22 protein-coding genes are annotated in these 25,416 nt (G+C 59.2%); 12 read left to right on the plus strand and 10 right to left on the minus strand.

Going from position 1 to position 25,416, the window contains the following annotated elements; genetic code table 11:
- The first annotated feature begins 217 nt into the window (after positions 1 to 217).
- Positions 218 to 1,837, plus strand: coding sequence for a DUF3370 domain-containing protein (locus NF78_RS18080; RefSeq protein ID WP_035990573.1), 1,620 nt, complete (start codon positions 218 to 220; stop codon positions 1,835 to 1,837).
- 303 nt (positions 1,838 to 2,140) lie between these two features.
- Here the strand turns inward: NF78_RS18080 and NF78_RS18085 are convergent, their stop codons facing one another.
- Both NF78_RS18085 and NF78_RS18090 read right to left on the minus strand, forming a co-directional pair.
- The gene (locus NF78_RS18085; protein WP_035990575.1) at positions 2,141 to 2,398 is read right to left on the minus strand and encodes a helix-turn-helix domain-containing protein; all 258 of its coding nucleotides are present in this window, start codon (positions 2,396 to 2,398) and stop codon (positions 2,141 to 2,143) included.
- Between the two features lie 76 nt (positions 2,399 to 2,474).
- On the minus strand, positions 2,475 to 3,254 hold the full coding sequence (locus NF78_RS18090) for a MinD/ParA family protein (protein ID WP_035990577.1): 780 nt from the start codon (positions 3,252 to 3,254) through the stop codon (positions 2,475 to 2,477).
- A gap of 128 nt (positions 3,255 to 3,382) precedes the next feature.
- Between NF78_RS18090 and NF78_RS18095 the strand changes: the two genes are divergently transcribed.
- Positions 3,383 to 3,895, plus strand: a complete 513-nt coding sequence (locus NF78_RS18095; protein ID WP_035990578.1) for a cyclic nucleotide-binding domain-containing protein — start codon at positions 3,383 to 3,385, stop codon at positions 3,893 to 3,895.
- Between the two features lie 111 nt (positions 3,896 to 4,006).
- Here NF78_RS18095 and NF78_RS18100 read toward each other — a convergent pair whose 3' ends face one another.
- Positions 4,007 to 4,192 carry a hypothetical protein gene (locus NF78_RS18100; RefSeq protein ID WP_035990581.1) on the minus strand — a complete coding sequence of 62 codons (186 nt, stop codon included), beginning with the start codon at positions 4,190 to 4,192 and terminating at the stop codon, positions 4,007 to 4,009.
- A 517-nt stretch (positions 4,193 to 4,709) separates the two neighbouring features.
- Positions 4,710 to 4,895 carry a hypothetical protein gene (locus NF78_RS18105; protein WP_035990581.1) on the minus strand — a complete coding sequence of 62 codons (186 nt, stop codon included), beginning with the start codon at positions 4,893 to 4,895 and terminating at the stop codon, positions 4,710 to 4,712.
- Between the two features lie 293 nt (positions 4,896 to 5,188).
- Between NF78_RS18105 and NF78_RS31335 the strand changes: the two genes are divergently transcribed.
- Positions 5,189 to 6,793 carry a DUF6399 domain-containing protein gene (locus NF78_RS31335; protein WP_035990582.1) on the plus strand — a complete coding sequence of 535 codons (1,605 nt, stop codon included), beginning with the start codon at positions 5,189 to 5,191 and terminating at the stop codon, positions 6,791 to 6,793.
- Here the strand turns inward: NF78_RS31335 and NF78_RS29755 are convergent.
- On the minus strand, positions 6,732 to 7,148 hold the full coding sequence (locus NF78_RS29755) for a type II toxin-antitoxin system VapC family toxin (RefSeq protein WP_052050195.1): 417 nt from the start codon (positions 7,146 to 7,148) through the stop codon (positions 6,732 to 6,734). The two genes, NF78_RS31335 and NF78_RS29755, sit on opposite strands and share 62 nt — an antisense overlap.
- A gap of 229 nt (positions 7,149 to 7,377) precedes the next feature.
- Here NF78_RS29755 and NF78_RS18115 point away from each other — a divergent pair, with 229 nt between their 5' ends.
- The 3 genes from NF78_RS18115 to NF78_RS18125 all read left to right on the plus strand — a co-directional run bounded on the left by NF78_RS18115 (position 7,378) and on the right by NF78_RS18125 (position 10,558).
- The gene (locus NF78_RS18115) at positions 7,378 to 8,559 is read left to right on the plus strand and encodes an HlyD family efflux transporter periplasmic adaptor subunit (protein ID WP_035990584.1); all 1,182 of its coding nucleotides are present in this window, start codon (positions 7,378 to 7,380) and stop codon (positions 8,557 to 8,559) included.
- Between the two features lie 85 nt (positions 8,560 to 8,644).
- Entirely contained in the window at positions 8,645 to 9,817 is a 1,173-nt protein-coding gene (devC, locus tag NF78_RS18120; RefSeq protein ID WP_035990585.1) for an ABC transporter permease DevC, read from the plus strand.
- Positions 9,818 to 9,856: 39 nt separating this feature from the next.
- Positions 9,857 to 10,558: a DevA family ABC transporter ATP-binding protein gene (locus tag NF78_RS18125; protein WP_035990587.1), complete on the plus strand. Its 702-nt coding sequence runs from the start codon at positions 9,857 to 9,859 to the stop codon at positions 10,556 to 10,558.
- 94 nt (positions 10,559 to 10,652) lie between these two features.
- On the opposite strand, the gene NF78_RS18130 is transcribed toward NF78_RS18125, so the two are convergent.
- From NF78_RS18130 to NF78_RS18150, 5 genes are all read right to left on the minus strand, one after another.
- Complete coding sequence (locus NF78_RS18130; RefSeq protein ID WP_052050717.1) at positions 10,653 to 11,267, minus strand: Crp/Fnr family transcriptional regulator; 615 nt, start codon at positions 11,265 to 11,267, stop codon at positions 10,653 to 10,655.
- Between the two features lie 29 nt (positions 11,268 to 11,296).
- Positions 11,297 to 11,617 (minus strand): hypothetical protein, encoded by a 321-nt coding sequence (locus tag NF78_RS18135; RefSeq protein ID WP_052050718.1) that lies wholly within the window; start codon positions 11,615 to 11,617, stop codon positions 11,297 to 11,299.
- Between the two features lie 42 nt (positions 11,618 to 11,659).
- Positions 11,660 to 12,403, minus strand: a complete 744-nt coding sequence (locus tag NF78_RS18140) for an alpha/beta fold hydrolase (protein WP_035990589.1) — start codon at positions 12,401 to 12,403, stop codon at positions 11,660 to 11,662.
- Between the two features lie 92 nt (positions 12,404 to 12,495).
- Positions 12,496 to 13,521, minus strand: a complete 1,026-nt coding sequence (locus NF78_RS18145) for a chlorophyll a/b binding light-harvesting protein (protein ID WP_035990591.1) — start codon at positions 13,519 to 13,521, stop codon at positions 12,496 to 12,498.
- A gap of 364 nt (positions 13,522 to 13,885) precedes the next feature.
- Positions 13,886 to 14,662: a hypothetical protein gene (locus NF78_RS18150; protein ID WP_156119871.1), complete on the minus strand. Its 777-nt coding sequence runs from the start codon at positions 14,660 to 14,662 to the stop codon at positions 13,886 to 13,888.
- A gap of 583 nt (positions 14,663 to 15,245) precedes the next feature.
- On the opposite strand from NF78_RS18150, the gene NF78_RS18155 reads away from it, so the two are divergent.
- The 6 genes from NF78_RS18155 to NF78_RS18180 all read left to right on the plus strand — a co-directional run bounded on the left by NF78_RS18155 (position 15,246) and on the right by NF78_RS18180 (position 25,359).
- Positions 15,246 to 17,720: an ATP-dependent Clp protease ATP-binding subunit gene (locus NF78_RS18155; RefSeq protein WP_035990595.1), complete on the plus strand. Its 2,475-nt coding sequence runs from the start codon at positions 15,246 to 15,248 to the stop codon at positions 17,718 to 17,720.
- Positions 17,721 to 17,747: 27 nt separating this feature from the next.
- The gene (locus NF78_RS18160; protein ID WP_052050719.1) at positions 17,748 to 18,785 is read left to right on the plus strand and encodes an S-layer homology domain-containing protein; all 1,038 of its coding nucleotides are present in this window, start codon (positions 17,748 to 17,750) and stop codon (positions 18,783 to 18,785) included.
- Between the two features lie 96 nt (positions 18,786 to 18,881).
- Positions 18,882 to 19,919 carry a class II fructose-bisphosphatase gene (gene glpX / locus NF78_RS18165; RefSeq protein ID WP_035990597.1) on the plus strand — a complete coding sequence of 346 codons (1,038 nt, stop codon included), beginning with the start codon at positions 18,882 to 18,884 and terminating at the stop codon, positions 19,917 to 19,919.
- A 431-nt stretch (positions 19,920 to 20,350) separates the two neighbouring features.
- A complete protein-coding gene (locus NF78_RS18170; protein WP_035990598.1) occupies positions 20,351 to 21,640 on the plus strand; it encodes a glutamyl-tRNA reductase in 1,290 nt (429 codons plus the stop codon).
- A 208-nt stretch (positions 21,641 to 21,848) separates the two neighbouring features.
- Positions 21,849 to 22,487, plus strand: a complete 639-nt coding sequence (ureG, locus tag NF78_RS18175; protein ID WP_035990600.1) for an urease accessory protein UreG — start codon at positions 21,849 to 21,851, stop codon at positions 22,485 to 22,487.
- A gap of 340 nt (positions 22,488 to 22,827) precedes the next feature.
- On the plus strand, positions 22,828 to 25,359 hold the full coding sequence (locus NF78_RS18180; protein ID WP_035990602.1) for a response regulator: 2,532 nt from the start codon (positions 22,828 to 22,830) through the stop codon (positions 25,357 to 25,359).
- The last annotated feature ends 57 nt before the right edge of the window (positions 25,360 to 25,416 follow it).

Consider the following 25,416-nt stretch of genomic DNA (forward strand, 5'->3'; position numbering starts at 1 on the left):
CAGCGAAATACCCTGTCCCCATAGGTGGTATTGTAGATCGGGCTAAATACTGCGTTACATTAGCCTCCCCATTGGGCTCGAACCTGGCACGTCCTCGCCAGCCCAACCCACCCTTCAAGGTCATCAAGGCCATTGCCAGGGTCGTCTACTGCTTCAGGCTTGTGATTACCTGGGCACACTGAATTCACGAGTATTTTGGTCGTTCCGCGGGTTATTCATGCTGAGTGCGTTAGTCGCTTTCACCCTCTCCCCTCTCTTTGCTCAACTTCCCCAAGGCGAGGTCTCCCCCCCCAGCGAAGCTAAAACCGTTGTCATTCCCCGCGATGGCACCTACGCCGAAGTCATTCGCTATCAGGAAGTTCGTCCTCTGCCCGGCAGCCTGGACGAAATTCCGGTTTTCAACAGCAATAGCCCCGAAGTGGTACAGCAGAACGGCATTCTGCTCTCTACCTTCCCGAAAGACGGCATGGCCACCCCCGAGGCCCACCTCAACTACGCCTTCAACGGTCGCTTTGACGTCTTTGCCCACCACATTGCCCGGGGCGTAGACCCCGACGACCGCCGCACCCTGTTTATGGGCATCGTCGTCCATAATCCCGGCACCGAGCCCGTTGACATCACGATTCATCAGGGGGTGAGCTACCTCAGCCAGGAAGCTCCTTTCCTCAACCTGCCCGACGTGCGCCTGAGTAGCAATGGCAATGTCTTTGCGGGTCCGGGCAGTCGCACCACCACCGACATTCTACGGGGAGCCAATCAATCCCACTGGCCCGAGCGCATTACCATTCCCCCAGGCCATGTGCAGTTGTTGATGAATACCCCCATTCCCCTGCGTCAGCTCACGGTGCCCGTCAACGGCAGCCATCCCCAGGGCAGCTATATTCCCAAGCCGCCCGTACGTCCGGTCACCCTCACTGCGGCCGACGCTCAACTCACAGCGGAAGTCGGCGAGAACGGTACCGGCGCTCCACCCCGCCCCGTCGCGCCGCGTCCCATCCCCAGTAACGGTCGCACGGCCATGATGTACCTCTCCAGCAGCGGCCCGGTGCACGTGGCCAGCCTGGCCCGCTACGCCGACCTACTGCCCAACGGGAACGAGCGTGTGCCCACCCTTCAGGACTGGTTGCAGGTGCTCAGGCAGGGCCGCCTGGCTGGCCCTCGCGATATTCCCCCGTCTGACCCGGATACCCATCGGTTTGGGCGCTTCTATTACGGCCGGGTTGCCGGAGTCGCCAAAGGGTCTAACTGGAAAGCCACCCTAACTGATTCCCCCGACACCGATGTGCTAACGATTCCGGCACCGGGCAACGCCTTCTCCTACGTGATTAGCTCCGTGGACCGCAATACCTTTGGCACTGGCCAAATTCAGAGCGCTCCCATGTTGGCTCGCTACCCCGACACCGCGTTCCGCGCCCACGGCAACTACGGTGTGCGCTACAGCCTCAAGCTGCCCCTGTACAACAACCGAGGGACGCAGCAAACCGTCACCCTCAAGTTTCAAACCCCCATGCGTGACGAAGAGCTAGTGCAGGGGCTGCGGTTTCGGCGTCCACCCGAAGATCGCATTTTCTTTCGAGGCACTGTGCGCTTGAGATTCAAAAACCAGATGGGACTACAGCGCACCCACTACGTTCACCTCGTGCAGCGCCGGGGCCAAGAGGCCGATGCCCTGTTGAGACTCAATATCCCCGCCGAGGCTCGTCACGACCTTGAAATTGATCTGGTCTATCCCCCCGACGCTACTCCACCCCAGGTGATTACCGTGCTCAACGGCGGCATTCCTGAGGTGCTGGAGGCTGAAACGCCAACCCCCCCAGCGCTGAGCCGCGAGCTCTAGAAGCTGACATCCATTCGCCTCTGATTTCTTAGAAGCAATGGTCACAGCGCTGGTATTGGGGTCATCAATAGCCATCGCTATATTCTCAGGACAAATCCTACCTGAATACCGCCGATTCGTAGGGGCGCAGCATGCTATGCCCCTACGGGGTTCCTGGTTATGAATCGGGGTTGCCCAAATCGGATTTCGGATGAGAGGTGCTGGCCACAAGTCTGGCCACAACTAAGGAGCATCGCCGTGCTTACAGCCGTCCTGGCGTGGGAGCGGCTGATCATTCGGTGGGCGCAGGTATGCCTCAACTCTCTACTCCAGAGCATTCCAGAGTTTGTCGGGGACCGTACGCGGCTTGCGTGAGACCAGGTTGGGTTTAAAGATAGCCGGATTAGAGCCATCTTCTACCACCAGGAAGCCCCCGGCCAGCAGCTTATCCACCAGGGCCTGGGCAGCGGCGGCTTCCATCTGGGTGTGGGCAACAATATCCGCCAGGGAGGCCCTCCGCTGACGCACCAGCCAGTTCACCAGGGTGCGCTCCGGATCCGCGAGACCCAGCAGATCGGTCATTGTTTTGGGTCCGGCACCAGCACCTGGCTGCGGCCGGGGGGTGGGGCGTTCCCCAGGGAGGGGGTGAGTCATCGAGCTACTCCGTGGCAATGAGTTGGCGAGCTACGATGTGCACCTCCTGACTAAAGGCATGGTCGGGGTGGTGGAGCCAAAAAATACCGCCGCTGGCTAACTGCAGCATCTCATCGTTTTCATAGAACAGTCCACCGACGGGCACGCCGTACTGGGTTTGCACTTTGTCGATCAGCGTTTCGCGGGGGTAGATGTCGGGGGCCTTGTTGACCAGCAGGGTGATGTCGGGCACATCGAGCTTCTGGGCCACCTCAAGGGTGACGGCGGTGCCCAGAAAGTCCTGACGGTCGGGACGCAGGATGATCACCATGCGATCGGAAATGGCAATGGACAGCAGGGTTTCCTCGTTGAGGCCGGGGTGAGTGTCAATAAACAGGTAATCGAGGTTAAGTTGATCGATCAGGTCGTGAAAGCCATCATTGAGCAGGCCAACGTCGTAGCCTTCCCGCAGAATTTTGGCGATTTCACCCGCCTTAAGGCTGGAGGGAACCAGGTACACCGTACCGCTGATCTCGGCGGAAGACCCCTCTGCGGTGACAACATGGGAGGTCACATCGTAGGCGGCATCCTTGGCGCTGCACTTGTCCCACAGGTAGTCATTGAGGGAGTGGGTAAAGTCTTCTTCGTCGAGGCCAAACAGCACGTGAATGCCAGGGGACTGAATATCGGTATCGACAATGGCAACGCGCTTGCCCTGGCTGGCCACTGCCGTAGCAATGTTCGCCGTGAGGTTTGATTTGCCAGTGCCGCCGCGAAAGGAGTGAATCGAAATAACCTGCGCCATGGGACTTTCACCTCTGCCAGATAAACAACGAAGCTCTACGCGGGAATAGCTCACCCGAGTGAGCGATAGAACTGGGCCTAGTATGGGAACAATAGCCGCGAAACTAACGCGCTGCGCGAAACTTATCTATGGAAAAACTCACCTATTCCCCAGGCGACGTGATCTATCGGGAAGGAGACGAAAGCCAGCAGGTTTATCTGATCAAGTCGGGCCGCATCGATCTGGTGGACACATACCCGGAGACCGGTCAGGTAGTCGCGAAATCCCTAGGCCCAGGGCGAGTTTTTGGCGAGGTAGAGCTGATCGATCGCCGCCCCCGATCTTCCACGGCCCAGGCCCGCGAGGAGGCCAAAATCGTAATTTTCTCCCATGACGAAATCATGGATATGGTGTTTGAAAACCCTGAAAAAAGTCTGATTTTAGCCCGTGATGTGTTTGACCGGCTGCGGCAGCTCTACAGCGCCGACAGCCTGGACGGGGAACTGACCAAGCTGCGCGAGGAGATGCACGAAACCATTAAGTCGGCGGTGATTAGCCATGAGGCGCGGGTGGTCAAGAGCCACAACGGCATGGCGGCGATCGCGCTTCCGGTGGTGCTGCTGATTGCTATTGTCGTAGGTATGCAGATCTATTTGCACTAGGCAGCGGCCCATTGCGGCAATGAATGGCTTTAACAGATAAAAGCTGCGGATAGAGGACATCCGCAGCTTTTGTTTTTTAGCTTAAATCTAACTATTAAAGATCGATTTTATTTAGTATTTCCAGGCCAAGTAAATAACCGAGGCAAAGGCAATTAGGGTGGCGATACCGATGTAGACCATCTTAAACTCGTGCCCCTCAATCGCATGTTCTAATTCCTGGTCGAGGTCCTGGCGAAACTGTTGAATTTTGTCGCCTGCCTGGGGGTCGTTGATAGATTTATAGGAAGGTTTGGCCATTATCTTCGCTCTCAGATATGCCCCATTAGCGTTCCCGCAAATACCCAAAAATCACGGCGTCCTGACTGGTAGTTATACCTGATCCAGGGGCACTTTAGAAACAACGTTTGATAAAAACTGCCGCGTTTTTAACCATAGCCCTACCTGGACGTTCGGGGGGTATCAACGTAAAGCGGGACAAAGGGAGCTTCAGTGCAACGTATCAATAAGCACCCTATCGAGAAGAGATAAAAGGCTCTGCGGCAGCGCCCAGAGCCCGGTATCGTTACCGGTACGAATTCAAAACGGTTGAGCTTGAGTCTCAACAGGCAGGGGCTGTGCCCTGCCAGGCTGCAACGCCGGACGCACCCCCGAGTTCTTCCCCAGACGGGGGCCATGCTTGACGTCGGGTTGTGACTGATGGTGGCTAGCGCTTCGGCTCTGCCCTGCGCCTCTTTAACAGATAAAAGCTGCGGATAGAGGACATCCGCAGCTTTTGTTTTTTAGCTTAAATCTAACTATTAAAGATCGATTTTATTTAGTATTTCCAGGCCAAGTAAATAACCGAGGCAAAGGCAATTAGGGTGGCGATACCGATGTAGACCATCTTAAACTCGTGCCCCTCAATCGCATGTTCTAATTCCTGGTCGAGGTCCTGGCGAAACTGTTGAATTTTGTCGCCTGCCTGGGGGTCGTTGATAGATTTATAGGAAGGTTTGGCCATTATCTTCGCTCTCAGATATGCCCCATTAGCGTTCCCGCAAATACCCAAAAATCACGGCGTCCTGACTGGTAGTTATACCTGATCCAGGGGCACTTTAGAAACAACGTTTGATAAAAACTGCCGCGTTTTTAACCATAGCCCTACCTGGACGTTCGGGGGGTATCAACGTAAAGCGGGACAAAGGGAGCTTCAGTGCAACGTATCAATAAGCACCCTATCGAGAAGAGATAAAAGGCTCTGCGGCAGCGCCCAGAGCCCGGTATCGTTACCGGTACGAATTCAAAACGGGAACGATGACCTCTACTATACGAGAGCGGCGACAACAGGTGGCCGAATGTTTGAGAACGCAAGGTCGAGCGGCGCTGAGTGCGCTAGCTGAGGCGACGGGATTGAGCCGCAGCAGTGTTCATCGCCATCGGCAGTCGATAGACCGCGCTGAGCAACACCCTGAGTCAGGCTGGTGGGAAACAGCGGTGGGATATCCGTGGCTAGTACGCCTGGTGATAGCGGTGGTGTATCACTTTGGGATTAAGCAAGGGGTTGGAGCCGAGAGCCTATCGGCGTTCTTTAAGGCGATTCATCTGGACACTCACATGGGTAGTTCGGCCACAGCATTACGACAACTCAAACATCGAGTGGAGACAGCTATCGTTGAGTACGGCAGCGCTCAAGCTGAGCGCTGCCAACCGACTGAGGGCCAAGGGGTCTGGTTGGGGGCCGATGAAACCTTTTTTGGATTACCCACCCTGGTGCTGATGGAGTTGGCCAGCGGCTTTATTTTCACCGAAGTCGAAACGAAAGAGCGCACCTACAGCACCTGGAAAGCGCAGCTCCCACCGGGGTGGGAATCAGCTGGATGGACCTGTCATAGCTTGGTCAGCGACGATGCTCGGGCGCTGATTAAATTGGCCACAACCGGCTTAGGCACGGTCAGTGTGGCGGACTTATTCCATACCCTGCGCAATCTGGGACGACCGCTAGGGCGGAGTCAGGGGCAGCAGTTGGCGCAGTTGGATAAGCAAGCCAGGCAACTGCTGCACCGCCTAAGTCAAGCGTCTACGGAGGAGACTCAGACAGCCCTTCAGGCTCAGTATGACGCGGTGGTTAACCAGCAACAGCGCGTTATCGAGGACCAACAGCGTTACCGTCTAACGCGACAGGCCATCAGTCTGAGTGTTCATCCCTTCGAGTTGGAGCGCGCCCAATGGCAACTAGCCACCGACCTATCGACTCGACTGAGTGCCCTACTGCCCACCCTCAACGCCCTGGCTGCAAACTATGGGGGAGCCTCGGCGGTGGCAGCGGTGGCGACCTTTGAACGCCAGATCCCGGCGTTAGCCCAAGGCGTTCACGCCTGGTGGCATTGGGTCACTCAAGCCCTATCGACCCAAACCCATGACCCTGAGCTGCAAAACTGGGTCTTAACCGTCCTATTGCCTTGGCTATATTGGTTGCAGCAAGCCAATAAAACCCGCACCTCTCACCTCAAGCATCGCTACCAGCAGGCCGCTAGTGACGCCTTTGATGCGGTGATGGCCGCTGAGATCACCCTCACTCTTCAGCAGGAGGAACTCTTGTGCTGGATTCAATGGGGCCGACGGATGTGTGCCAACTATCAACGCACCTCCTCAGCCGTGGAGGGCCGCAATGGCTATCTCGCCCAACGACATCACGCCTCCCGTGGCTTTTCAGCCCAGGCATTGACGGTGCTCACTGTCCTCCACAATTTTGACCTCAAGCGTCCTGATGGTACGACAGCGGCTCAGCGACTCTTTGGCCAGGAGTTTCCTGACCTCTTTGAGTCCGTCTTGAGTACCTTCACAGAGTTACCTATGCCTAGGCGGTCTTCTTCGTCACAACTGCCCAATCCCTGGTACGGTCAACCTGTCTCGGCTTAAGTTGATACCCATGTTGAGCTATCTGAAAGCAGGCATCATAGGCTGAAATATTGTGGGCGATCGCAATTTCCAACGCCTCACTAACAACCTCTTGAATACCGATTGCTTGTAAGGACAACGCCCTCAATCGAGCCAAACTAGCCTTTGCTTTATCCGCCGGATAGTTAGCCCGGCGCACGTACTGCCAGAGCACATTAGCGCATTCGGCAAAGAACAGCTCAGGAACATACAACTCAGTGTCTGGCTGAGTGCTCAGTTTCTCAAAAAGTGCCTCTGCTTGGGCTGAGCCTTCTTGCTCAATAAAAAGCTTAATGGCAACGCTGGCATCAACCACACAGCGGGTGGGTTCACTCATCGTATCCCCGAATTTCTCGTAAGAGGGTTACGCTGTCGGGGGCGATCGTAGGCGGCGTCCATCGCGCTTGATGAATCTCTTGCAGGATCTTCGTTTGGCTTTGCCGCTGGGCTTCAATCTAGTACCTTCACAGAGTTACCTATGCCTAGGCGGTCTTCTTCGTCACAACTGCCCAATCCCTGGTACGGTCAACCTGTCTCGGCTTAAGTTGATACCCCGTTCGGGACCTATGACTCTCAAAGCCATCACCGCCAAGACTAATGGTTACCGCTGGGCTGCCGCTGCGCTGCTGCTACTGATCAGTGGCTGGGGGGTGTATGCGGCGCGATCGCACCTCACCCGCCCGGCCCCGGTAACGACCGCCACCCCTGCGCCAGTGCCCACGGTGGCGGCCCTGGGCCGGATTGAGCCGACCTCATCGGTGATCAAGCTGTCGGTGGCCAACGCCCAGGACAGCCGGGTGAACCAGCTGCTGGTTCGGGAGGGCGATCGAGTGGAGGCCAACCAGATCATTGCCACCCTCCAGGGCATTGAAAAGCTTCAAGCCGAGGTGGCCGAGGCCGAACAAAACGTTGCCCTACAGCGGGCCAGGGTGAACCAGGCCCAAACCGCCGCCGCCACCCCCAGCCAGCAGACGGCCCAGCAGGCCACAATTCGACAGCTCGAAGCGGAGCTGCGGGCGGCGGAGCAGCAAAATCAGGCGGCGATCGTCGGGGCGGCCGCCACCCTGCGCCAGGCCGAGGCCGACTACGATCGCTACCAGCAGCTCTACAGCCGAGGGGCCGTCAGCGCCACTGAATTGGACAGCCAACGAAAGAACCTGGATACCGCCCGCGCCAGTCTTCGGCAGGCCGAGGCTCAGCTGGCTGGCAGCCGCCAAACCCTGAGCGCTCAGATTCAGTCCGCCACCGCCAGCCTGGCCCAGCTCAGCGAAGTCCGCCCGGTGGATGTGAGTGTTGCCCAGGCCGAGGTGGCCTATGCCCAAAGCCAGCTCGACCGGGCCAGGGCCGACCTGGAAGACTTCTACGTGCGGGTGCCCGTGGCGGGACAAATTTTGCGGATCAACACGCGGGTGGGGGAACGGGTCAACCCCGATCAGGGAATTGTGGATCTGGGTCAAACCGACCAGATGGTGGTGATTGCCGAGATCTACGAAACCGACGTACCGAAGCTGGCGATCGGCCAGCGGGCCGAGATTACCAGCGAAAACGGCGGCTTTACCAACACCCTTCGGGGCGAGGTGGAAGCCATTGGGCTGCAAATCCGCAAAACCGATGTGCTCAACTCGGACCCAGCCGCCGACAGCAATGCCCGCGTGGTGGAGGCCAAAATTAAACTTGACCCCGCCGATAGCCAGCAGGTTGCCGCGCTGACCTACATGCAAGTGCGGGTCAAAATTCGAGTGGATTAGCTCGGTTAGGGCCCACCACCGGGCGGAACCGGTGCCCTGGGGCAACGGTTAAAACAGTGACCGCATTCTTTACCACGGGCGATCCATGGTCTTTGGCAAGTTACCTTTCCCCCGTCAGGAAAAACCTCTGGCCTGGTCTCAGCTCTCGCACCAGCGGGTGCGGTTGCTGGTGGCGCTGTCAGGTATCTCCTTCGCCAACATTTTGATCTTTATGCAGCTGGGCTTTCGCTCAGCGATGTTTAGCGGCACGACCAACGTGCCCGCCAGCCTGGATGGCGACGTGTTTTTGATCAACGAAAAGAGCCAGTTCCTGGGCAACGAAACCTTTGACAAGCCCCAGCTTTATCGGGCCGCCGCGGTGCCTGGGGTGGCCTCCGCCCGACCGTTTTACTACAACACGGCCAGCTGGGTAAACCCCGACAATCGCAAGACCACCAACATTACCGTGATTGCCCTGAACCCGGCTCAGCCGGTAATGACCCTCCCCGCCATCAACAATCAGCTGGCTCTGGTCGAACAGAGCGATCGCATGCTGTTTGATACCCAGTCGCTGCCCTCGCTGGGCAACATTGCCGTGGAGTTTGCGGCGGGCCAGGACACTCCGATCGAAGTGCAGGGCCGCAAGATGCGGGTCAATGGCACCTACTCCCTGGGCAGCAACATCTTCAAACGGGGCCACATTGTCATCAGCGATGTCAACTACCTGCGGCTGTTTGGGGCCGCCCAGGCCAATCAGCTCCACGCTGGGGTGCTCAAGCTGGAACCGGGGGCCGATGGACCCACTGTGATTGCCGAGCTGGAGCGTTTGTTGCCCACGGAGATCAAAGCCCTGAGCCATGCTGAGCTGATCGAGCTGGAGCAGAGCTACTGGGCCAAGGAACCGGCCGGCATTATTTTTGACTTCGGCACCATCATGGGTTTTGTGGTGGGGGTCGTGATTGTTTACCAGGTGCTGTATTCAGACGTCAACGATCACCTGTCGGAGTACGCCACCCTGAAGGCAATTGGCTACTCGGACCGCCAGCTTCTGCTGGTGGTGTTCCAGGAGGCCACCATTCTGGCGGTGCTAGGATTCATACCCGGCATTCTGTGCTCGCTGGGCCTCTACGCCCTGCTGAGCAACCTCACCGGAGTGGCGGTGCTGATGCGCCTGGGGGTAGGGCTCCAGGTGTTTTCGATGACCCTGGTGATGGGGGTACTGTCGGCGGCGATCGCGGTGCGGAAACTGCGATCGGCTGACCCCGCCGACGTGTTTTAGGAAGTTTTAGAGTTGGGATTTTGGGCTGGAGAGGCTGCTATGGAACCTGTCGTCAATATTCAGGGATTGCACCACGCCTTTGGCAAAGGTTCCCTGGCCAAGCCGGTGCTGATCGACATTGACCTCGCCATTCAACCGGGGGAAATTGTGATTTTGACAGGGCCATCCGGCAGCGGCAAGACGACGCTGCTGAGCCTGATGGGGGGGCTGAGGTCGGCCCAGCAGGGGAGCCTCAAGATTTTGGGTGAGGAGCTGCTAGGGGCCAGCAAGCAGCAGCTGGTTCGGCTGCGCAGCCGGATTGGCTACATTTTTCAGGCCCACAACCTGCTGGACTGTTTGACCGCCCAGGAAAACGTGCGCATGGCCCTGCGCCTGCAGCCGACCCTCACCTACGACGATCGCACCGCTCAGGCCACCGCCATGCTGGAGGCCGTGGGGCTGGGGCATCGGGTCAACTACCGACCCGACAACCTCTCGGGGGGGCAAAAGCAGCGGGTGGCGATCGCCCGCGCCCTGGTCACCCAGCCCAAGCTGATTCTGGCGGACGAACCCACCGCCGCCCTCGACAGTCAGTCAGGCCGAGAAGTGGTGCAGCTCATGCAGCGCCTGGCCCAGGAGCAGGGCTGTACCATTCTGCTGGTCACCCACGACAACCGCATCCTCGACATCGCCCACCGCATCATTCACATGGAAGACGGGCGGCTAATCAGGGCCGAAAGCCCCGCCGCCGCGGTGGTCTAGGGCTACGTATTCCTGGTTGGAGTTTACGGACCAGCAGCCCATCCCAGCAGAGGGCTGGAGGAAAGCCTGGTGGAAATAGCCAGCCCAACAGGCCTTATCCCCAGTGGGACAGGGGCTGGCGCTGGGACAGCAAAATAGCTCGACTCGAACCCGGCATAGCGCCATGGTGACGGTTATCGCCCCGGCGCTTTCTGAATCGCACCAGCTGCCCCTGCTGCTCCAGACTGTTGAGCAGGCGGGTCACAGTCACCCGACTGCTGCCCAAGACCTCGGAGAGCTGCTTGTGGGTCAACAGCGGCGGCAACACGGTGCCCTCCGGAGTTTGGTAACCAAACCGGTGGGCCAGCCAGTGCAGCAACTGCAGCAGTCGTTCCGCCAGGCAGGGAGTTTGCACCACGCAAAACAGTTCCTGACTACAGCAGAGATGGTTGAGCAAGAGCTGCCGCCAGAAGCGAGTTTGCGTGTCAACGGTGACCTCTGTCACCGTCACCTGAGTCAGGCACTCCATTCGGTAGGGGCTGAGGCGAGTCAGCGGCAGACCGACAATATCGCCCTGGCCCCAAATACCCACCGTCGTGACCTGCCCCTCGGCGGTCCAGGTGAGCGCGCGCACAATGCCCTGCTCAATCAGCCAGACGCGATCGCCCAGGGGTGGCAGCGCAGATCTGGCGTCAAAGGTTTGCAGAACGGACAGTTGGGGGTGGAGCATGGGCTTGGGTGGGGTGAGGGACTGGAGAGCTAGGGTTGGGAGCTGGTAAACGGCCGCCAAAGGCGTTTTTTGAGGTAAGGTCGGCTGGGCGAATGCAGCGGCCTCAGCGCAACGGCTTCGTAATCGGTGCAGTGGAGGGCGGCTTCGGAGGCGGCTTCTGTGGGACGCACCGGGCACTTGAGGTAGGGGCTGCCCGTGTAGTACCGACAGCGAAAGCAGGGCACCTGGTGCAATCGCCGCAGCCGCTGGATCCCGTCATTGACCGCCAGCAACACCGCCAGGACAAAGGCCAGCACCAAGACCCATATGCCCAGGGGGACCAGAACGGCGAGCAGGGTGGCAGAAGGCATAGAAACTCTGGATAACAGCGTGGCAACCGATGGCAAGCGAGGTTAGGAAATGGTCAGCCTCGGCGGTGATAGCAGTACAGAGTCGGTGGTGCCCCAAAAACTGAGAATTTGGCTGACCACCGGGTGGGCGTAGTCGGCGTGAAAGAAATGGCGGCCGGGGCACAGGGCAATGCGATCGCCCGCTTTGAGCCACGGCTGCCACCCCCGCAGCTGGGTCGGGTCAACCACAAAGTCGTCTTCGCCGCCGCACACCAGCAGGGGCACCGCCACGCTGCCGGGGCAGAGGCTAACCCGCTTCAGCAACGAGTGGGGCGACACCGAGTGGAGCAAATCCTGCTCCAGCAGATTGACCCAGCCGGGCACCAGGGGCCGTGCCTGGTAGCCAAACAGGCTGTAGACCATCTGGGTAAGCACCTGTCGCCGACTGCAGGGCAAACGTTCGAGCTGGGCGTAGTAGTGGGCCTGCCAGTCAACCATGGGGTTGACTCCCACCGCCAGCAGGGTCAGCGACTTCACCCGGTGGGGATTCTGGCGGGCGTAGAGCAACCCCACCAGCCCGCCAGTACCATGGCCGAGCAAATGCACCGGGCGGTCATGGTTTTTCAGATAGTCATGGAGCAGGGTGACGGCAATAGCCAGGGAGCTGGGCTCCTCTGGGGTTTGGCGGTAGGCCCAGTGGGCCACCTCTACGTAGCGGGCCAGACTGCCCAGCAGCTTGTGGTCAAACCGCTCAAAGCTGGGGCTGACGTTGAGCCATACCGCGTCGGGAAGGGTAGGTGGAGACATAGGATTGAGCGTTACAATCGAAGAGAAAAGGGGGGCAGGATGTTGGAGCCCTATATGCCCCCCAAGAGAGGAGAAGTTAACCCAACACTGGATTACGGTTCGACCGTACTCAGGGCCTTTTCTACCCGGCGAAAGTCGAACCCAATGGCGCGCAGGGCGTGCCACAGATGGCCCTGCAAGAACAAGAACGCCAGAATGAAGTGCGCGTTGGCTAACCAGCAGCGAGAGGTGTGGGCATTGAGCGGCAGCACCACGGTGTCAGCAAAGTAGGGCATAATACCCAGTCTGACTGCCAGGGGTGGGCCGTAAAATTCCACCGGGTAGGCCAGGGTGTTGACGGCGCAGAAGTAGGAGGCCACGAACCCGGCCAGGGCAATACCGCCCAACGAGTAAGACAAAATTGCTTCACCGGAAAACAGCAGCACGTTTCTGGCCCACTTCAGGGGCGGTACCAGAATGTGCCAGATGCCCCCGGCAATCAGCAGTACACCAACAAATACGTGACCGCCGACCAGGTCCTCGAGGTTGTTTACGCTGGCAAAGTGGGTTTGGTAGCCGTAGATCACCAGCGGGTCGAGGGTGGGTTGCACCAAACGCACAGTCTGGGTTGTGGCGTCGTAAAGGCCGCCCCAGGTGGTGGCTTTGGCCACCAGCAGCAGCGCTCCAGCTCCCAAAAACAGCAGATGATGGCCCAAAATCATGCCGAGCTGGGCCGGGTTATCCCACTCAAAGTGAAACTTGCGGGCCTGGCCTTGAGCATCTTTCAGGTTGGCTGGCGCTTTAAAGGCGTGAAACAGCGCCCCGGCCCCGAGCACGGCAGAGGAAATCAGGTGAATGGCTCCTACCACAAAGTAGGGGTAGGTATCGACTACCTGACCGCCGTCCCCAATACCAAAGCCCAGGGTGGCCAGGTGGGGCAGCAAAATCAGGCCCTGTTCGCCCATCGGCAAGGTGGGGTCAAACCAGGACAGCTCAAACAGCGTAAAAGCCCCGGCCCAAAGCGTGATCAGCGCCGCCTGACCCACGTGGGCGGCGATAAAGTAACCCGACAGGTTGGCAAAGCGGGCGTTGCCAGCCCACCAGTCATAGGTCACGTCGGAATTGCCATAGGTTTGCATAGCGAATGAATCCTTACAAAGGTCAGATCAACACAACGCTTCTGAAACGCTTATTGAGAAGAAAACTCAATAAGGTGATTTGACCACAAATCGGAATCATTCTCAACAGGTAGGAGTTAAGTTTTATTAAGGCAGGACGTAGTGCCCCGTGGAATAGCGGGTTGGCTGGTTCCCCTGCGCGGCGTTCAACGAAATCCCCGAGGGAGCAGAATTCAGTTGAGCTTGAGTCTCAACAGGCAGGGGCTGTGCCCTGCCAGGCTGCAACGCCGGACGCACCCCCGAGTTCTTCCCCAGACGGGGGCCATGCTTGACGTCGGGTTGTGACTGATGGTGGCTAGCGCTTCGGCTCTGCCCTGCGCCTTGGCTATTGGGAGAAGTCGTACTCGCGGATCTCCAGGCGGCAGTTGTTCTCCATATTGAGGGCGCGCTTAATCGGGTTGATATCCCGGAAGCCATCGGAGCCGCGCTGCCGCAAACTGGTCTCGAAGCGATCGGCAAACTGGGATACACAGGGACTGCGGCTATTGCCCAGGCGATCGAGGCTGGTCAGGGCCGAATCGATATCCCAGACCTCGACTGCGCCGTGGAGTTGCTCCCAGGCACGGTTTTCCTGGCTATTGCTCGAAACCTGCATCTGGTGGCGATCGAGAATGCGGTAGGCCAGCCAGAAACTGGCGCTGAGGATGGCGGCCATCCCCAGGGAAATCAAGCACCCGGCTAAAGGATTGCGCCGATTGAAGCCTTCCGACACCGCCGGGGGTGGTTCGTCCGCCAGCCCGGTGAAATACTCCACAAAAGGAGGCATCTGGTCGAGAAACCAGACCTCAATCCCCTTGGCCTTGACCTGCTCGGCAATGCCAAAGGTGGTTTCCTGATCCGCCGCTGGCGTGAGGCCCGCGATCACGGGGCGCTGGTCAGGGAAGTTCGCCTGGTGCGCCTGGATTGCATCTACCGCGGCCCAAAAGTCTGACGGCGCCAGGCTGGGGGGGCAAAAAACGGCGTACATGGGCGTCAGCAGATCTACCACGCCGCCGTCGGGACAGGGCACCTGTCGATGGACGCTGTGGCCATAGTCTTCGAGCCAGCGCCCCAACGCGGCTCGAAGATCCTCTGAACTGGCAAATTCTATGGCAACGGTCACGGTTGACTGGAGATATATAGTGTATGTGTACTGATTTTAGCGGGTATTAGGGCAAGCGATGCATTGGCCAAAAAGCCTTGTCTATTCTTTTGACGAAGGCTTTGGACTGGGCTTTTGGTTGGGCGTCGATTGGCCGTCGGCAGCGCAGTTTTACGATGATGGCTCTGCCATGATAGAGCGATTTTTTTGGAGCGGTTGCCTTATTTTGTGGATTCGCTCCAGCCATTTGCCGATGCTGAACCTGAGGCTATAGAATGGGGTTAAGTATTGTAAATATTTTTTAAGGAAAGGCTATTGATAGAAAATTCAGCTACGAAATTTTGCTTGGGGAGGCGCGGCCGAAACCCCACCTAGGGTCTACGGTTCTCCCCACTGCGAACTATGAGTACAGTTACGTAAAGTATTGATAAGTGAACCGCCGTCGCTATCTACATATTCTGAGTGCGCTCTGAGTGCGCTGAGGGCGGCCCTGTCGCGGTATGACCGACAGTCGCCTTTCCCGCTTATTTAGAGACATTTAGAGACTACGCATTAGTTTTTGTCTTTCCATTGCTCCTCCCGAAACTGGTACCGACTAAACACCATGTTTGAACACTTCACGAACACTGCCATTGCCGTCATTATGAAGGCCCAGGAAGAGGCCCGTCGGCTGCGCCACAACTTTGTTGGCACCGAGCAGCTGCTGCTGGGGCTGATCAAAGAAGAATCTACCCTGTCGGCTAAGGTGCTGGGGGAGTTTGGGGTCAACCTCAACGACGCCCGGGCCGAGGTTGAAGCAATTATTGGCCGGGGCAGCGGCAGCGTACCGCCTGAAATTCCCTTTACGCCCAAGGTCAAGCAGGTGTTTGAGCAGGCCTTTCAGGAGGCCCGCAAGGTAGACTCGCCCTACATTGAGCCTGCCCATCTGCTGCTGAGCCTCTGTCAAAACACCGAGAGCGTGGCCTACCGGGTGCTGACCAACCTGGGGGTAGACCCGGCCAAGGTGCGTACTCGCATTATTCAAGAGCTGGGCGAAGTGGCGGCCCTGCCCGCTGGGCGTCGCAGTAGCGATCGCGACAGCGCCCGTAAACCCGGCAAAATCTTGTCTGAGTTTGGCACCGACCTGACGGCGCTGGCCGCTGCGGGCAAGATTGACCCCGTCGTCGGTCGCGCCAAGGAAATCGAGCGGGTGGTGCAGATTTTGGGTCGCCGCACCAAGAACAACCCTATTCTGGTGGGCGAGCCCGGCGTGGGCAAAACCGCGATCGCCGAAGGACTGGCCCAGCGGATTGCCAACCAGGATGTCCCTGAGGCCCTGCTCACCAAGCGGGTGGTCAGTCTGGACATGGGCTCCATGGTATCGGGGACCCGCTTCCGGGGCGACTTTGAAGAGCGCCTCACCCAGCTGGTGGCCGAGGTCCGCGAGGACCCCGACGTGGTGCTGGTGATTGACGAAATTCACACCCTGATTGGGGCCGGGTCCCTGGAGGGGGGGCTGGATGCGGCTAACATGCTCAAACCTGCCCTGGCGCGGGGCGAAATGCAGTGTATTGGGGCCACTACCCTGGACGAGTTCCGCAAGCACATCGAGCGCGATGCCGCCCTGGAGCGCCGTTTTCAACCCGTGATGGTCAACCCACCCTCGGTGGACGAAACGATTGAAATTCTCCAGGGGATCCGCAGCCGCTACGAGCAGTTCCACCAGGTCAGCTTTACCGATGAGGCTCTGGCGGCCGCGGCCAAGCTCTCCGATCGCTACATCAGCGATCGCCACCTGCCCGACAAGGCCATCGATCTCATTGACGAGGCGGGCTCCCAGGTGAAGCTGCGGTACATGCCCAAGTACCCCTCCAAAGAGCTCAAGCAGCAGCTGCGCCAGCTCAACGCCGACCTCGACGAAGCCATCCAGATGCAGGACTTTGGCAAGGCTAAAGCGCTGCGCGAAGAGCGCCAGAGCGTTTTGCAGCAGCTCCAGGCTGACATTCCTGAGTACGGTGAGGCAGCGGCTGGCACCCTGCCCGTGGCCCCAGTGGTCGATGACGAAAACATCGCCGACATCGTCGCCGCCTGGACCGGTATTCCGGTCAACCGTATGACCGAAACCGAGGCCGTGCGCCTGCTGCACCTCGAAGATGTGCTGCACGAGCGGGTGATTGGCCAGCACGAGGCCGTCATGGCCGCCGCCAAGGCCATTCGCCGGGCCCGATCGGGGCTGGCCAGCGCCGATCGCCCGATCGCCAGTCTGGTGTTCTCTGGCCCCACCGGGGTAGGTAAGACGGAGCTGTCCAAGGCCCTGGCCGTAGCCCTGTTTGGCTCCGAAGACGCCATGATTCGCCTCGACATGTCCGAATTTATGGAGAGCCACACGGTCTCCAAACTGATCGGCTCGCCCCCCGGATTCGTTGGCTACGACGAGGGCGGGCAGCTGACCGAGGCGGTGCGTCGCCAGCCCTACAGCGTCATTCTGATGGATGAGATTGAGAAGGCGCACCCCGAGGTCTTTAACCTGCTGTTGCAGGTGCTGGATGACGGAGTTCTGACCGACTCCAAGGGGCGATCGGTGAGCTTTAAAAACACCCTGATTATCATGACCTCCAACATTGGCTCCCAGGTGATCGAGAAGGGGGGCGCTGGTCTGGGCTTTGACCTGGCGTCCACCGATGCCGCCACCAGCCAGTACCTCAACATCCGCAACCTGGTCAACGAGGAGATGAAGCAGTACTTCCGGCCCGAGCTGCTGAACCGAATCGATGAGATCATTGTCTTCCGCCAGCTCACCCGCGACGAGGTGAATCAGATCGCCGATCTGATGCTGGACCAGGTCAACAAGCGCCTGGCCGATCGCCAGATGGTGGTCACCCTCTCCGAGGCCTTCCGCAACCGGCTGGCCAGCGAGGGCTACGACCAGCGCTACGGTGCCCGCCCCATGCGTCGGGCGATCGCTCGTCTGGTTGAGGACACCCTGGCCGAGGCGATCTTGACCGGCACCCTGGAGGAGGGCGATCGCGCCCAGCTCGACCTCGACGAGGCCGGCCAGCCTGCGGTCATCCCGGTGCGCCAGCCCGCTCTGGTAGGATAACCCTGGACGTTATCCCCGGCCTGACCCATGGTAAACCTGCCCCCCGACCAGCCCACCCCGTCCGCTCCGACCCATTCTGCCGATGCACCGCCCTCTCGCGGCAACCGCATCCTGGACTTCGACGAGCTGCTGGCGGTGGTGCTGGCTTTTTTGGGCATAGGCTCCATCCTGTGGTGGGGCCTGAGCCGCAATCAGGAACTTTGGACAGGCTTTGCGCCGCTCCAGCGACGGGAGCCGGTGGGCGCGATCGCTGAGCCCGAGGTCGAACCGCCCGAGGGCCTGTTTGTGCCCCGCACCGTTGAGCCAAGGCCAGGCCTGAGGCCGGTCCCCCCAGGCCAGCCCCTGCCCGGTAGAACGGGTGGGTTCCTGGGCCTGGGGCCAGCTCGTCGGCCGATCCTGGTTCCGGGACGGCAACAGGCTCAGCCCGTTCCAGCTGCACCAGCCACGGTGCCCGATGCCCCCCAGGGAGCCGCCACCCAGCCCCTCGACATTTCAGACGTCCCGCCCACCCACTGGGCCTATCCCTTCATTCGGCCCATGTTTGACCAGGGCTACCTGCCGGACTTCCCGGAGGGCGGATTTCAGCCCGATCAGCCCCTCAGTCGGGCCGAACTGGCGGCGTTGCTCAGCCAGGCCTTCGGCAATGACGCCGCCGCCGAGTCTAACTTTAGCGATGTCCCCGAGAACTACTGGGCCGCGGCCGCGATTGACCGGGCCGTGGCCCAGGACTTTATGAGTGGCTACCCCGAAGGCGACTTTCGCCCCGACCAGGCGGTCCCCCGCTACGAGGTGATTGTGTCGCTGGTGTCGGGTTTGGGGCTTGAACCCCCACCGGCCCCGGAGCAGTCCCTGCAACCCTTTATCGATTTCAACGCCATGCCCGAGTGGGCCATCCCCCAGGTGGCCGCCGCCGCAGACAACAACCTGCTGGTCAACTACCCCGCCCGCGACCAAATTAAGCCCGCCCAGGCGGCCACTCGGGCCGAGATCGTGGCGATGATTCACCAGGCCCTGGTGCAGCGCGGCGAGCTGCCAACGGTGGAGTCCGAGTATACGGTGCCCTGATTCTCTATGCCTTGATCCCACCGTCTGATAGACTGAGAAATCGAGGTGGGGAACGCTAAAACCCATTAAATATAGGCAGTTTGGAGGATTGATTCGGTGGAAAGTACCCTCGGTCTTGAGATTATTGAGGTTGTGGAACAGGCTGCGATCGCGTCATCCCGCTGGATGGGCAAGGGCGAGAAAAACATCGCTGACCAGGTCGCCGTGGAAGCCATGCGGGAGCGCATGAACAAAATTCACATGCGCGGTCGCATCGTGATTGGCGAGGGCGAGCGGGACGATGCCCCCATGCTCTACATCGGTGAAGAGGTGGGCATTTGCACCCAACCCAACGCCAAAGACTTTTGCAACCCCGACGAACTGCTGGAAATTGACATTGCCGTGGACCCCTGCGAGGGTACCAACCTGGTGGCCTACGGTCAGAATGGCTCCATGGCGGTGCTGGCCATTTCTGAAAAGGGCGGTCTGTTTGCTGCCCCCGACTTCTACATGAAGAAGCTGGCCGCGCCTCCCCAGGCCAAAGGGAAAGTTGACATCAACAAATCGGCCACCGAAAACCTGAAGATTCTGGCCGAGTGCCTCGACCGCGCCATCGATGAGCTGGTGGTGGTGGTGATGAAGCGCGATCGCCACAACGATCTGATCAAAGAGATTCGCGACGCCGGCGCTCGGGTCAAGCTGATCGGCGACGGCGACGTCGGAGCCGCCATCTCCTGCGCCTTTTCCGGAACCAACACCCACGCGCTGATGGGGATCGGGGCTGCCCCTGAAGGGGTAATCAGTGCCGCCGCCATGCGTTGCCTGGGGGGCCACTTCCAGGGCCAGCTGATCTACGATCCCGCCGTCGTCAAAACCGGCCTGATTGGGGAAAGCAAAGAGGCGAATATCGCCCGCCTGAACGAAATGGGCATTACCGACATCGACAAGGTCTACGACGCCCATGAGCTGGCCTCTGGCGAAACCGTGCTGTTTGCCGCCACCGGTATCACCTCCGGTGAGCTGATGAATGGGGTGCGCTTCTTCCACGGCGGCGCTCGGACTCAGTCCCTGGTGATCTCCAGCCAGTCCAAGACCGCCCGCTTTGTCGACACCATTCACATGGTGGAGCAGCCCAAGACCCTGCAAATTCGCTAGGTCTCACTGAACCAACGGAGATCGGGATCTCCTCTCTTCTCCCTCAGCGGCGGCGACCTTGACGTGGCGGCGGGGGAAGAGGGGCTATTTCCTAGTGCCTACCCTCGTCGCTTCAAATCCGGATCCGGTATGGGCCAGCGGTCCAGTCGATCGGGCTGTCTCGACCAGGGGTGGGCATTCGGATGAGCGCCCCCAATTCGTTACCCTAGAGATGCGGGATCCTCGCATCTTTTTTTGGCTCTGAGTTCACAGTTTTTGATGGACTTTTGTTGAGTTTCCTTGAGTCGAGCCCTATTTATCTCTAAGTTCAAACATATTGGCAATTGTGTACGGTGTAACCCTTGGCCCCAGCCCACCCTGGCAATCGTCTGGCCCTGGAGAGAGCTGCCGACACCATAAAATCAGGTGACTATTAAACGCGTGGAGGAAGAATGAATATCGCCGTAATTGGCCTGAGCCACAAAACCGCCCCGGTGCAAATTCGCGAAAAACTTAGCATTCCGACGGCTCAGACAGGAGACGCGATCGCCCACCTCACCCACTGCCCCCACATCGACGAGGTCTCAATTCTCAGCACCTGCAATCGGCTCGAAATTCACATCGTCACCGAGGCGACGGAGCAGGGCATTCGGGAAGTGACCCAGTTTTTGTCTGAGCACAGCGGCTTACCCCTTCACGAGCTGCGGCAACACCTGTTCATTCTGCTGCACCAGGATGCCGTCAATCACCTCATGCGCGTAGCCGCCGGTCTCGACAGCCTGGTGCTGGGCGAGGGCCAGATTTTGGCCCAGGTGAAGCACGCCCACCAGCTGGCCCAGCAGCACAAAAGCATTGGCCGGGTGCTCGATCGCCTGCTGAAACAGTCCCTCACCGCCGGTAAGCGGGTGCGCAGCGAAACCAGCATCGGCACCGGGGCTGTCTCCATCAGCTCCGCCGCCGTCGAGCTGGCCCGGATGAAAGTCCCCCACCTGAACAGCTGCCACGTCAGCATTCTGGGCGCGGGCAAAATGGCCCGGCTGCTGGTGCAGCACCTGGTTTCCAAAGACTCCTGCACCATCACCATTCTCAACCGCACCATCGACCGGGCCAACGAGCTAGCCCGGCAGTTCCCCGACGCCAACATCCGCACCGGCACCCTCGATGCCATGCTGGAGACAGTGGAGGCCTGTGACGTGGTGTTTACCTGCACCTCGGCCACCGAGCCCATTCTGCACCGCGACAACCTGGCCCCGCTGGTCAACAACCGCACCCTGATGGTGTTTGACATTTCGGTGCCCCTCAACGTCCACGCCAACGCCAACGAGCTGGACAACGTCCACGCCTTCAACGTCGACGACCTCAAGGCCGTGGTGGCCCAAAACCAGGCCAGCCGCCGCCGGATGGCGATGGAGGCCCAGGGGCTGCTGGACGAAGAGGTGGAGAGCTTTATGGACTGGTGGCGATCGCTTGACACCGTCAGTACCATCAGCAGCCTGCGCAGCAAAGTCGAGACCATCCGCGAACAGGAGCTGGAGAAGGCCCTGTCACGTCTGGGCAGCGAGTTTGCCGAAAAGCACCAGGAGGTGATCGAAGCTCTGACCCGGGGCATCGTCAACAAAATTCTCCACGACCCCATGGTGCAGCTGCGCGCCCAGCGCGACATTGAGGCCCGCAAGCGGGCGATGCAGACCCTCCAGGTGCTGTTTGACCTGGAGACCGCCTCCAACGAAAAGTACAGCTAGCCAGGATTCAGAAACCCGGTTTCTCTCGCGGCTATGACCCAGACCCCAGGGATTTTCAAAATCCCTGGGGTCTTTTGCATGGAGTAGGATTGATGGCTGAGACATTGCGCCTAGAGGCAGCCCAGGCATTTCGGCGGGGCCTGCGAGCGGGATAGGCGGTGATAGGCGGTGTAAGATATCGAACATCCTGATGTTGGATTGCGCCCAAATGACAACTCCCTTTCGTGCCAATCCCTTTCGAGTCGGTGTGGCTGGCCCGGTGGGGTCGGGCAAGACCGCCTTGGTCGATAGCCTGTGCAAGGCATTGCGCGATCGCTACTCGATCGCCGTCGTCACCAACGACATCTACACCCAGGAAGATGCCCAGTTTTTAGTGCGCAGCCAGGCGCTGAGCCCCGATCGCATCGTTGGCGTCGAGACTGGCGGCTGCCCCCACACCGCCATTCGCGAAGATGCGTCGATGAACCTGGTGGCGATCGAGGATCTAGAAGCCCGCTTTCACCCCCTCGACCTGGTGTTTGTGGAGAGCGGCGGCGACAACCTGGCCTCCACCTTCAGCCCTGAGCTGGTGGACCTGACCCTCTACGTCATCGATGTGGCGGCGGGGGATAAAATTCCCCGCAAGGGCGGACCCGGCATCACCAAGTCTGACTTCTTGGTGATCAACAAAATCGATCTGGCCCCCTTGGTGGGAGCCAGCCTGGAGGTGATGGAGCGCGATGCCCGGAAAATGCGGGGCGATCGCCCCTTTGGCTTCACCAACCTCAAAACCCAGCTAGGGCTCCCCAGCATCATTGACTTTATTCAGCACCACGCTGGGCTGAGCGCTCCTACACTGCCCGCCTGAGCTTGGGCCTGCTTCCCCCCTGGCAGGTTGAAACCGCTGATTTGTTGCAGCAGGCTCAGCGTTCTGTTTGCTGAGCCAATTTTTGCTATGTGGGATACGGTTTCACCGGCTAGGGCGCTATAGGATGGCTAGACGCATTAGGTGGTTTTACGTAGTAAACGCTACAGACGGCAATGGGATTCGGTGGGTGCTTAACTAAGCAGCTTGAGGATTAGCGCACTGGATCGGGTTCAGCCACAGGTAAGTCCCTGCCACTGTTCCGTCAGCGTAGGTTCAACGGTGTTCCCAAAGGTAGCTCGCGGTTAGAAACTCTCTTCTAGCGTTGCGTGACGCCAATGTTATGCTCAGTCATTTAAAACTTGGCCCAAAGTTTAATGTGCTGCTGACCCTGGTTTTTGTAGCGGGGGTGGTGGTCAGTGGTATAACCCTAGCGGGAGCCATGCAGCGCAAGGCAGAGGGAGAAGTAACCGCCAAGGCCGAAATTCTGACCCGCACCATGAACTCGGTCAGGAGCTACACTAGCGAGCGCATTCAGCCTCTGCTGGCGGATCAGCTCGCGACCAGCTCCACCTTTATTAGCGAAACCGTGCCCGCCTACGCGGCTACGGAGGTGTTTGAGCATTTCCGCGCCGATCCGGCCTACGAAGACTTTCTCTACAAAGAGGCCACCCTAAATCCCACCAATCCTCGGGATCAGGCCGATGAGTTTGAGACGGCCCTGGTAGAGCAGTTTCGCAACCAGCCCAACTTGCCGCAGCTATCGGGTTACCGCTTCCGGGATGGGGCGAATCTGTTCTATATTGCCCGTCCCCTAGCGGTCACCCAAGCGAGCTGTCTGGAGTGCCACAGTACCCCCAGTGCCGCCCCCAGAAGCCAGCTGGCTAGCTTTGGCTCTGAGGGGGGATTTGGGTGGCAGATGAATGAAATTGTGGCCGCCCAAACCATCTATGTGCCGGCGGATGCCGTCTTTCGCCAGGGGCGGCAGTACCTGTGGCTGGTATTGGGAATTTTCTCCTCGATTTTTGCCATCCTGGGGTTGCTGGTCAACGGTTTCCTGAAGCGCACGGTCATTTGGCCGATCAAACATCTAACCGCGATCGCCCGGCGGGTGAGCGACGGAGCCCTGACCCCCGAACAGGTGAGCGAGTTTGGCTCCGCCCCGATTACTCAGGTGGCCCAGCGGGCGGATGAGCCAGGGCAACTGGCCAGGGCGTTTCAGGTGATGGCCCACGAGGTGGCGGTTCGCGAACAAAACCTCAGTCAGGCGGTGGAGGAGCGCACGGCCCAGCTTGCAGAAACCACCCAGTCGGCGGAGCGGGCCAGGGCTGACGCCGAGGCCGCCAATCAAACCAAGAGTCAGTTCCTGGCCAACATGAGCCATGAGTTACGCACTCCCCTCAATGCCATCATTGGCTATAGCGAAATGCTGGCGGAAGAACTCACTGACCTGGGCGAAACCGTCTTGATTGACGATGTCAACAAAATCCATGGCGCTGGACGGCACCTGTTGGGCCTGATCAACAACATTCTCGACCTCTCTAAAGTCGAGGCTGGCAAGATGGATTTGTACCTGGAGACCTTTGAGGTCGCTGCCATGGTTCAAGATATTGCCGACACGATTCGGCCGCTAACCGATAAGAGCCACAATCGATTGGTGGTGAACTGCGCCAGGGACCTCAGCCCAATGCATTCCGACATTACCAAACTGCGCCAGTGCCTGTTCAATCTGCTCAGCAATGCCAGCAAGTTTACCGAAAACGGCACCATTACCCTCACCGTAGAACCTACCCTGCTGGCTGAAGCAGAGCCCGGCATTGCTTTCAGGGTCGCGGACACCGGCATTGGCATGACCCCGGAGCAACAGACCAGGCTGTTCCAGGCCTTTAGCCAAGCCGATGCCTCCACCACCCGCAAGTATGGGGGTACGGGGCTGGGGCTGGTAATTACCCAAAAATTCTGCCAGATGATGGGGGGAGACATTCAGGTTGTCAGCGCCCGAGGCGAGGGCACCATCTTTACGATGCGATTGCCCCAACAGCTGGCGGAGGAGCGATCGGAGTCCCATACCCTGCGCAAAACAGACGCCCCAGACAGCTCAGTCCTTCCCAATTTACCTTCCACAGCCAGCACGGTCCTGGTGATTGACGATGACCCCTCGGTGCAGGACTTGATGCAACGGTTCCTGAGCCGAGAAGGGTTCCGGGTGATTGGGGCGGGGAGCGGCTTGGAGGGGTTGGAATTGGCGCGGACCCGTCGCCCGGATGTGATTGTGCTGGATGTGATGATGCCCAGTGTTGATGGCTGGACAATCCTCACAGAACTCAAAGCCGATCCACACCTGGCGGACATTCCCGTGGTCATGGTCAGTATGGTCGATGACAAGACCTTGGGCTACGCCCTTGGGGCGTCTGACTATCTGCTCAAACCGGTGGACTACGATCGCCTGACGGGATTGCTGCACAAGTATGTAGGCGATGCCAGCGCCCAGACCATCATGGTGGTGGAAGACAACGCTGAAAATCGCGACATGATGCAGCGCCAGCTGGCCAAAGCTGGCTGGTCGGTACAGGTGGCGGCCCATGGACGGCAGGCGCTAGAACTCATGCCCACCCAAATGCCTGAACTCATTCTGCTGGACTTGATGATGCCTGAAATGGATGGCTTTGAGTTTTTAGAGGAACTGCGGCAGCGGCCCCAGTGGCGCTCAATCCCTGTGATTGTGCTGACGGCTAAAGACTTGACGGCGGACGATCGCCGTCGGCTCGATGGTCAAATCGAGCGCATCTATCAAAAAGGATCCCTAGACCGACAAACTCTGCTCAACGAGATTAGCACCCTGGCGTCTACGGCTATTTCCCGAAAACAGTCCTAGCGTCTCGCTGGATCCCGTGCCCCTTCAATCTCTGTTTCTAACCCTGTTCTAACCCTG

It is taken from the genome of Leptolyngbya sp. KIOST-1 (genome assembly GCF_000763385.1).
GTDB lineage: Bacteria > Cyanobacteriota > Cyanobacteriia > Phormidesmidales > Phormidesmidaceae > Nodosilinea.

What these genes read in the sequence shown, in the direction of transcription:
- ureG (WP_035990600.1), top strand. Translation starts at nt 21,849, where the DNA reads ATGACAACTCCCTTTCGTGCCAATCCCTTTCGAGTCGGTGTGGCTGGC.
- NF78_RS18115 (WP_035990584.1), top strand. Translation starts at nt 7,378, where the DNA reads ATGACTCTCAAAGCCATCACCGCCAAGACTAATGGTTACCGCTGGGCT.
- NF78_RS18130 (WP_052050717.1), bottom strand. Translation starts at nt 11,267, where the DNA reads ATGCTCCACCCCCAACTGTCCGTTCTGCAAACCTTTGACGCCAGATCT.
- NF78_RS18170 (WP_035990598.1), top strand. Translation starts at nt 20,351, where the DNA reads ATGAATATCGCCGTAATTGGCCTGAGCCACAAAACCGCCCCGGTGCAA.
- NF78_RS18160 (WP_052050719.1), top strand. Translation starts at nt 17,748, where the DNA reads ATGGTAAACCTGCCCCCCGACCAGCCCACCCCGTCCGCTCCGACCCAT.
- NF78_RS18140 (WP_035990589.1), bottom strand. Translation starts at nt 12,403, where the DNA reads ATGTCTCCACCTACCCTTCCCGACGCGGTATGGCTCAACGTCAGCCCC.
- NF78_RS18145 (WP_035990591.1), bottom strand. Translation starts at nt 13,521, where the DNA reads ATGCAAACCTATGGCAATTCCGACGTGACCTATGACTGGTGGGCTGGC.
- NF78_RS29755 (WP_052050195.1), bottom strand. Translation starts at nt 7,148, where the DNA reads ATGAGTGAACCCACCCGCTGTGTGGTTGATGCCAGCGTTGCCATTAAG.
- NF78_RS18105 (WP_035990581.1), bottom strand. Translation starts at nt 4,895, where the DNA reads ATGGCCAAACCTTCCTATAAATCTATCAACGACCCCCAGGCAGGCGAC.
- NF78_RS31335 (WP_035990582.1), top strand. Translation starts at nt 5,189, where the DNA reads ATGACCTCTACTATACGAGAGCGGCGACAACAGGTGGCCGAATGTTTG.
- NF78_RS18085 (WP_035990575.1), bottom strand. Translation starts at nt 2,398, where the DNA reads ATGACCGATCTGCTGGGTCTCGCGGATCCGGAGCGCACCCTGGTGAAC.
- NF78_RS18125 (WP_035990587.1), top strand. Translation starts at nt 9,857, where the DNA reads ATGGAACCTGTCGTCAATATTCAGGGATTGCACCACGCCTTTGGCAAA.
- NF78_RS18135 (WP_052050718.1), bottom strand. Translation starts at nt 11,617, where the DNA reads ATGCCTTCTGCCACCCTGCTCGCCGTTCTGGTCCCCCTGGGCATATGG.
- devC (WP_035990585.1), top strand. Translation starts at nt 8,645, where the DNA reads ATGGTCTTTGGCAAGTTACCTTTCCCCCGTCAGGAAAAACCTCTGGCC.
- NF78_RS18180 (WP_035990602.1), top strand. Translation starts at nt 22,828, where the DNA reads ATGCTCAGTCATTTAAAACTTGGCCCAAAGTTTAATGTGCTGCTGACC.
- NF78_RS18080 (WP_035990573.1), top strand. Translation starts at nt 218, where the DNA reads ATGCTGAGTGCGTTAGTCGCTTTCACCCTCTCCCCTCTCTTTGCTCAA.
- NF78_RS18155 (WP_035990595.1), top strand. Translation starts at nt 15,246, where the DNA reads ATGTTTGAACACTTCACGAACACTGCCATTGCCGTCATTATGAAGGCC.
- NF78_RS18100 (WP_035990581.1), bottom strand. Translation starts at nt 4,192, where the DNA reads ATGGCCAAACCTTCCTATAAATCTATCAACGACCCCCAGGCAGGCGAC.
- NF78_RS18090 (WP_035990577.1), bottom strand. Translation starts at nt 3,254, where the DNA reads ATGGCGCAGGTTATTTCGATTCACTCCTTTCGCGGCGGCACTGGCAAA.
- NF78_RS18095 (WP_035990578.1), top strand. Translation starts at nt 3,383, where the DNA reads ATGGAAAAACTCACCTATTCCCCAGGCGACGTGATCTATCGGGAAGGA.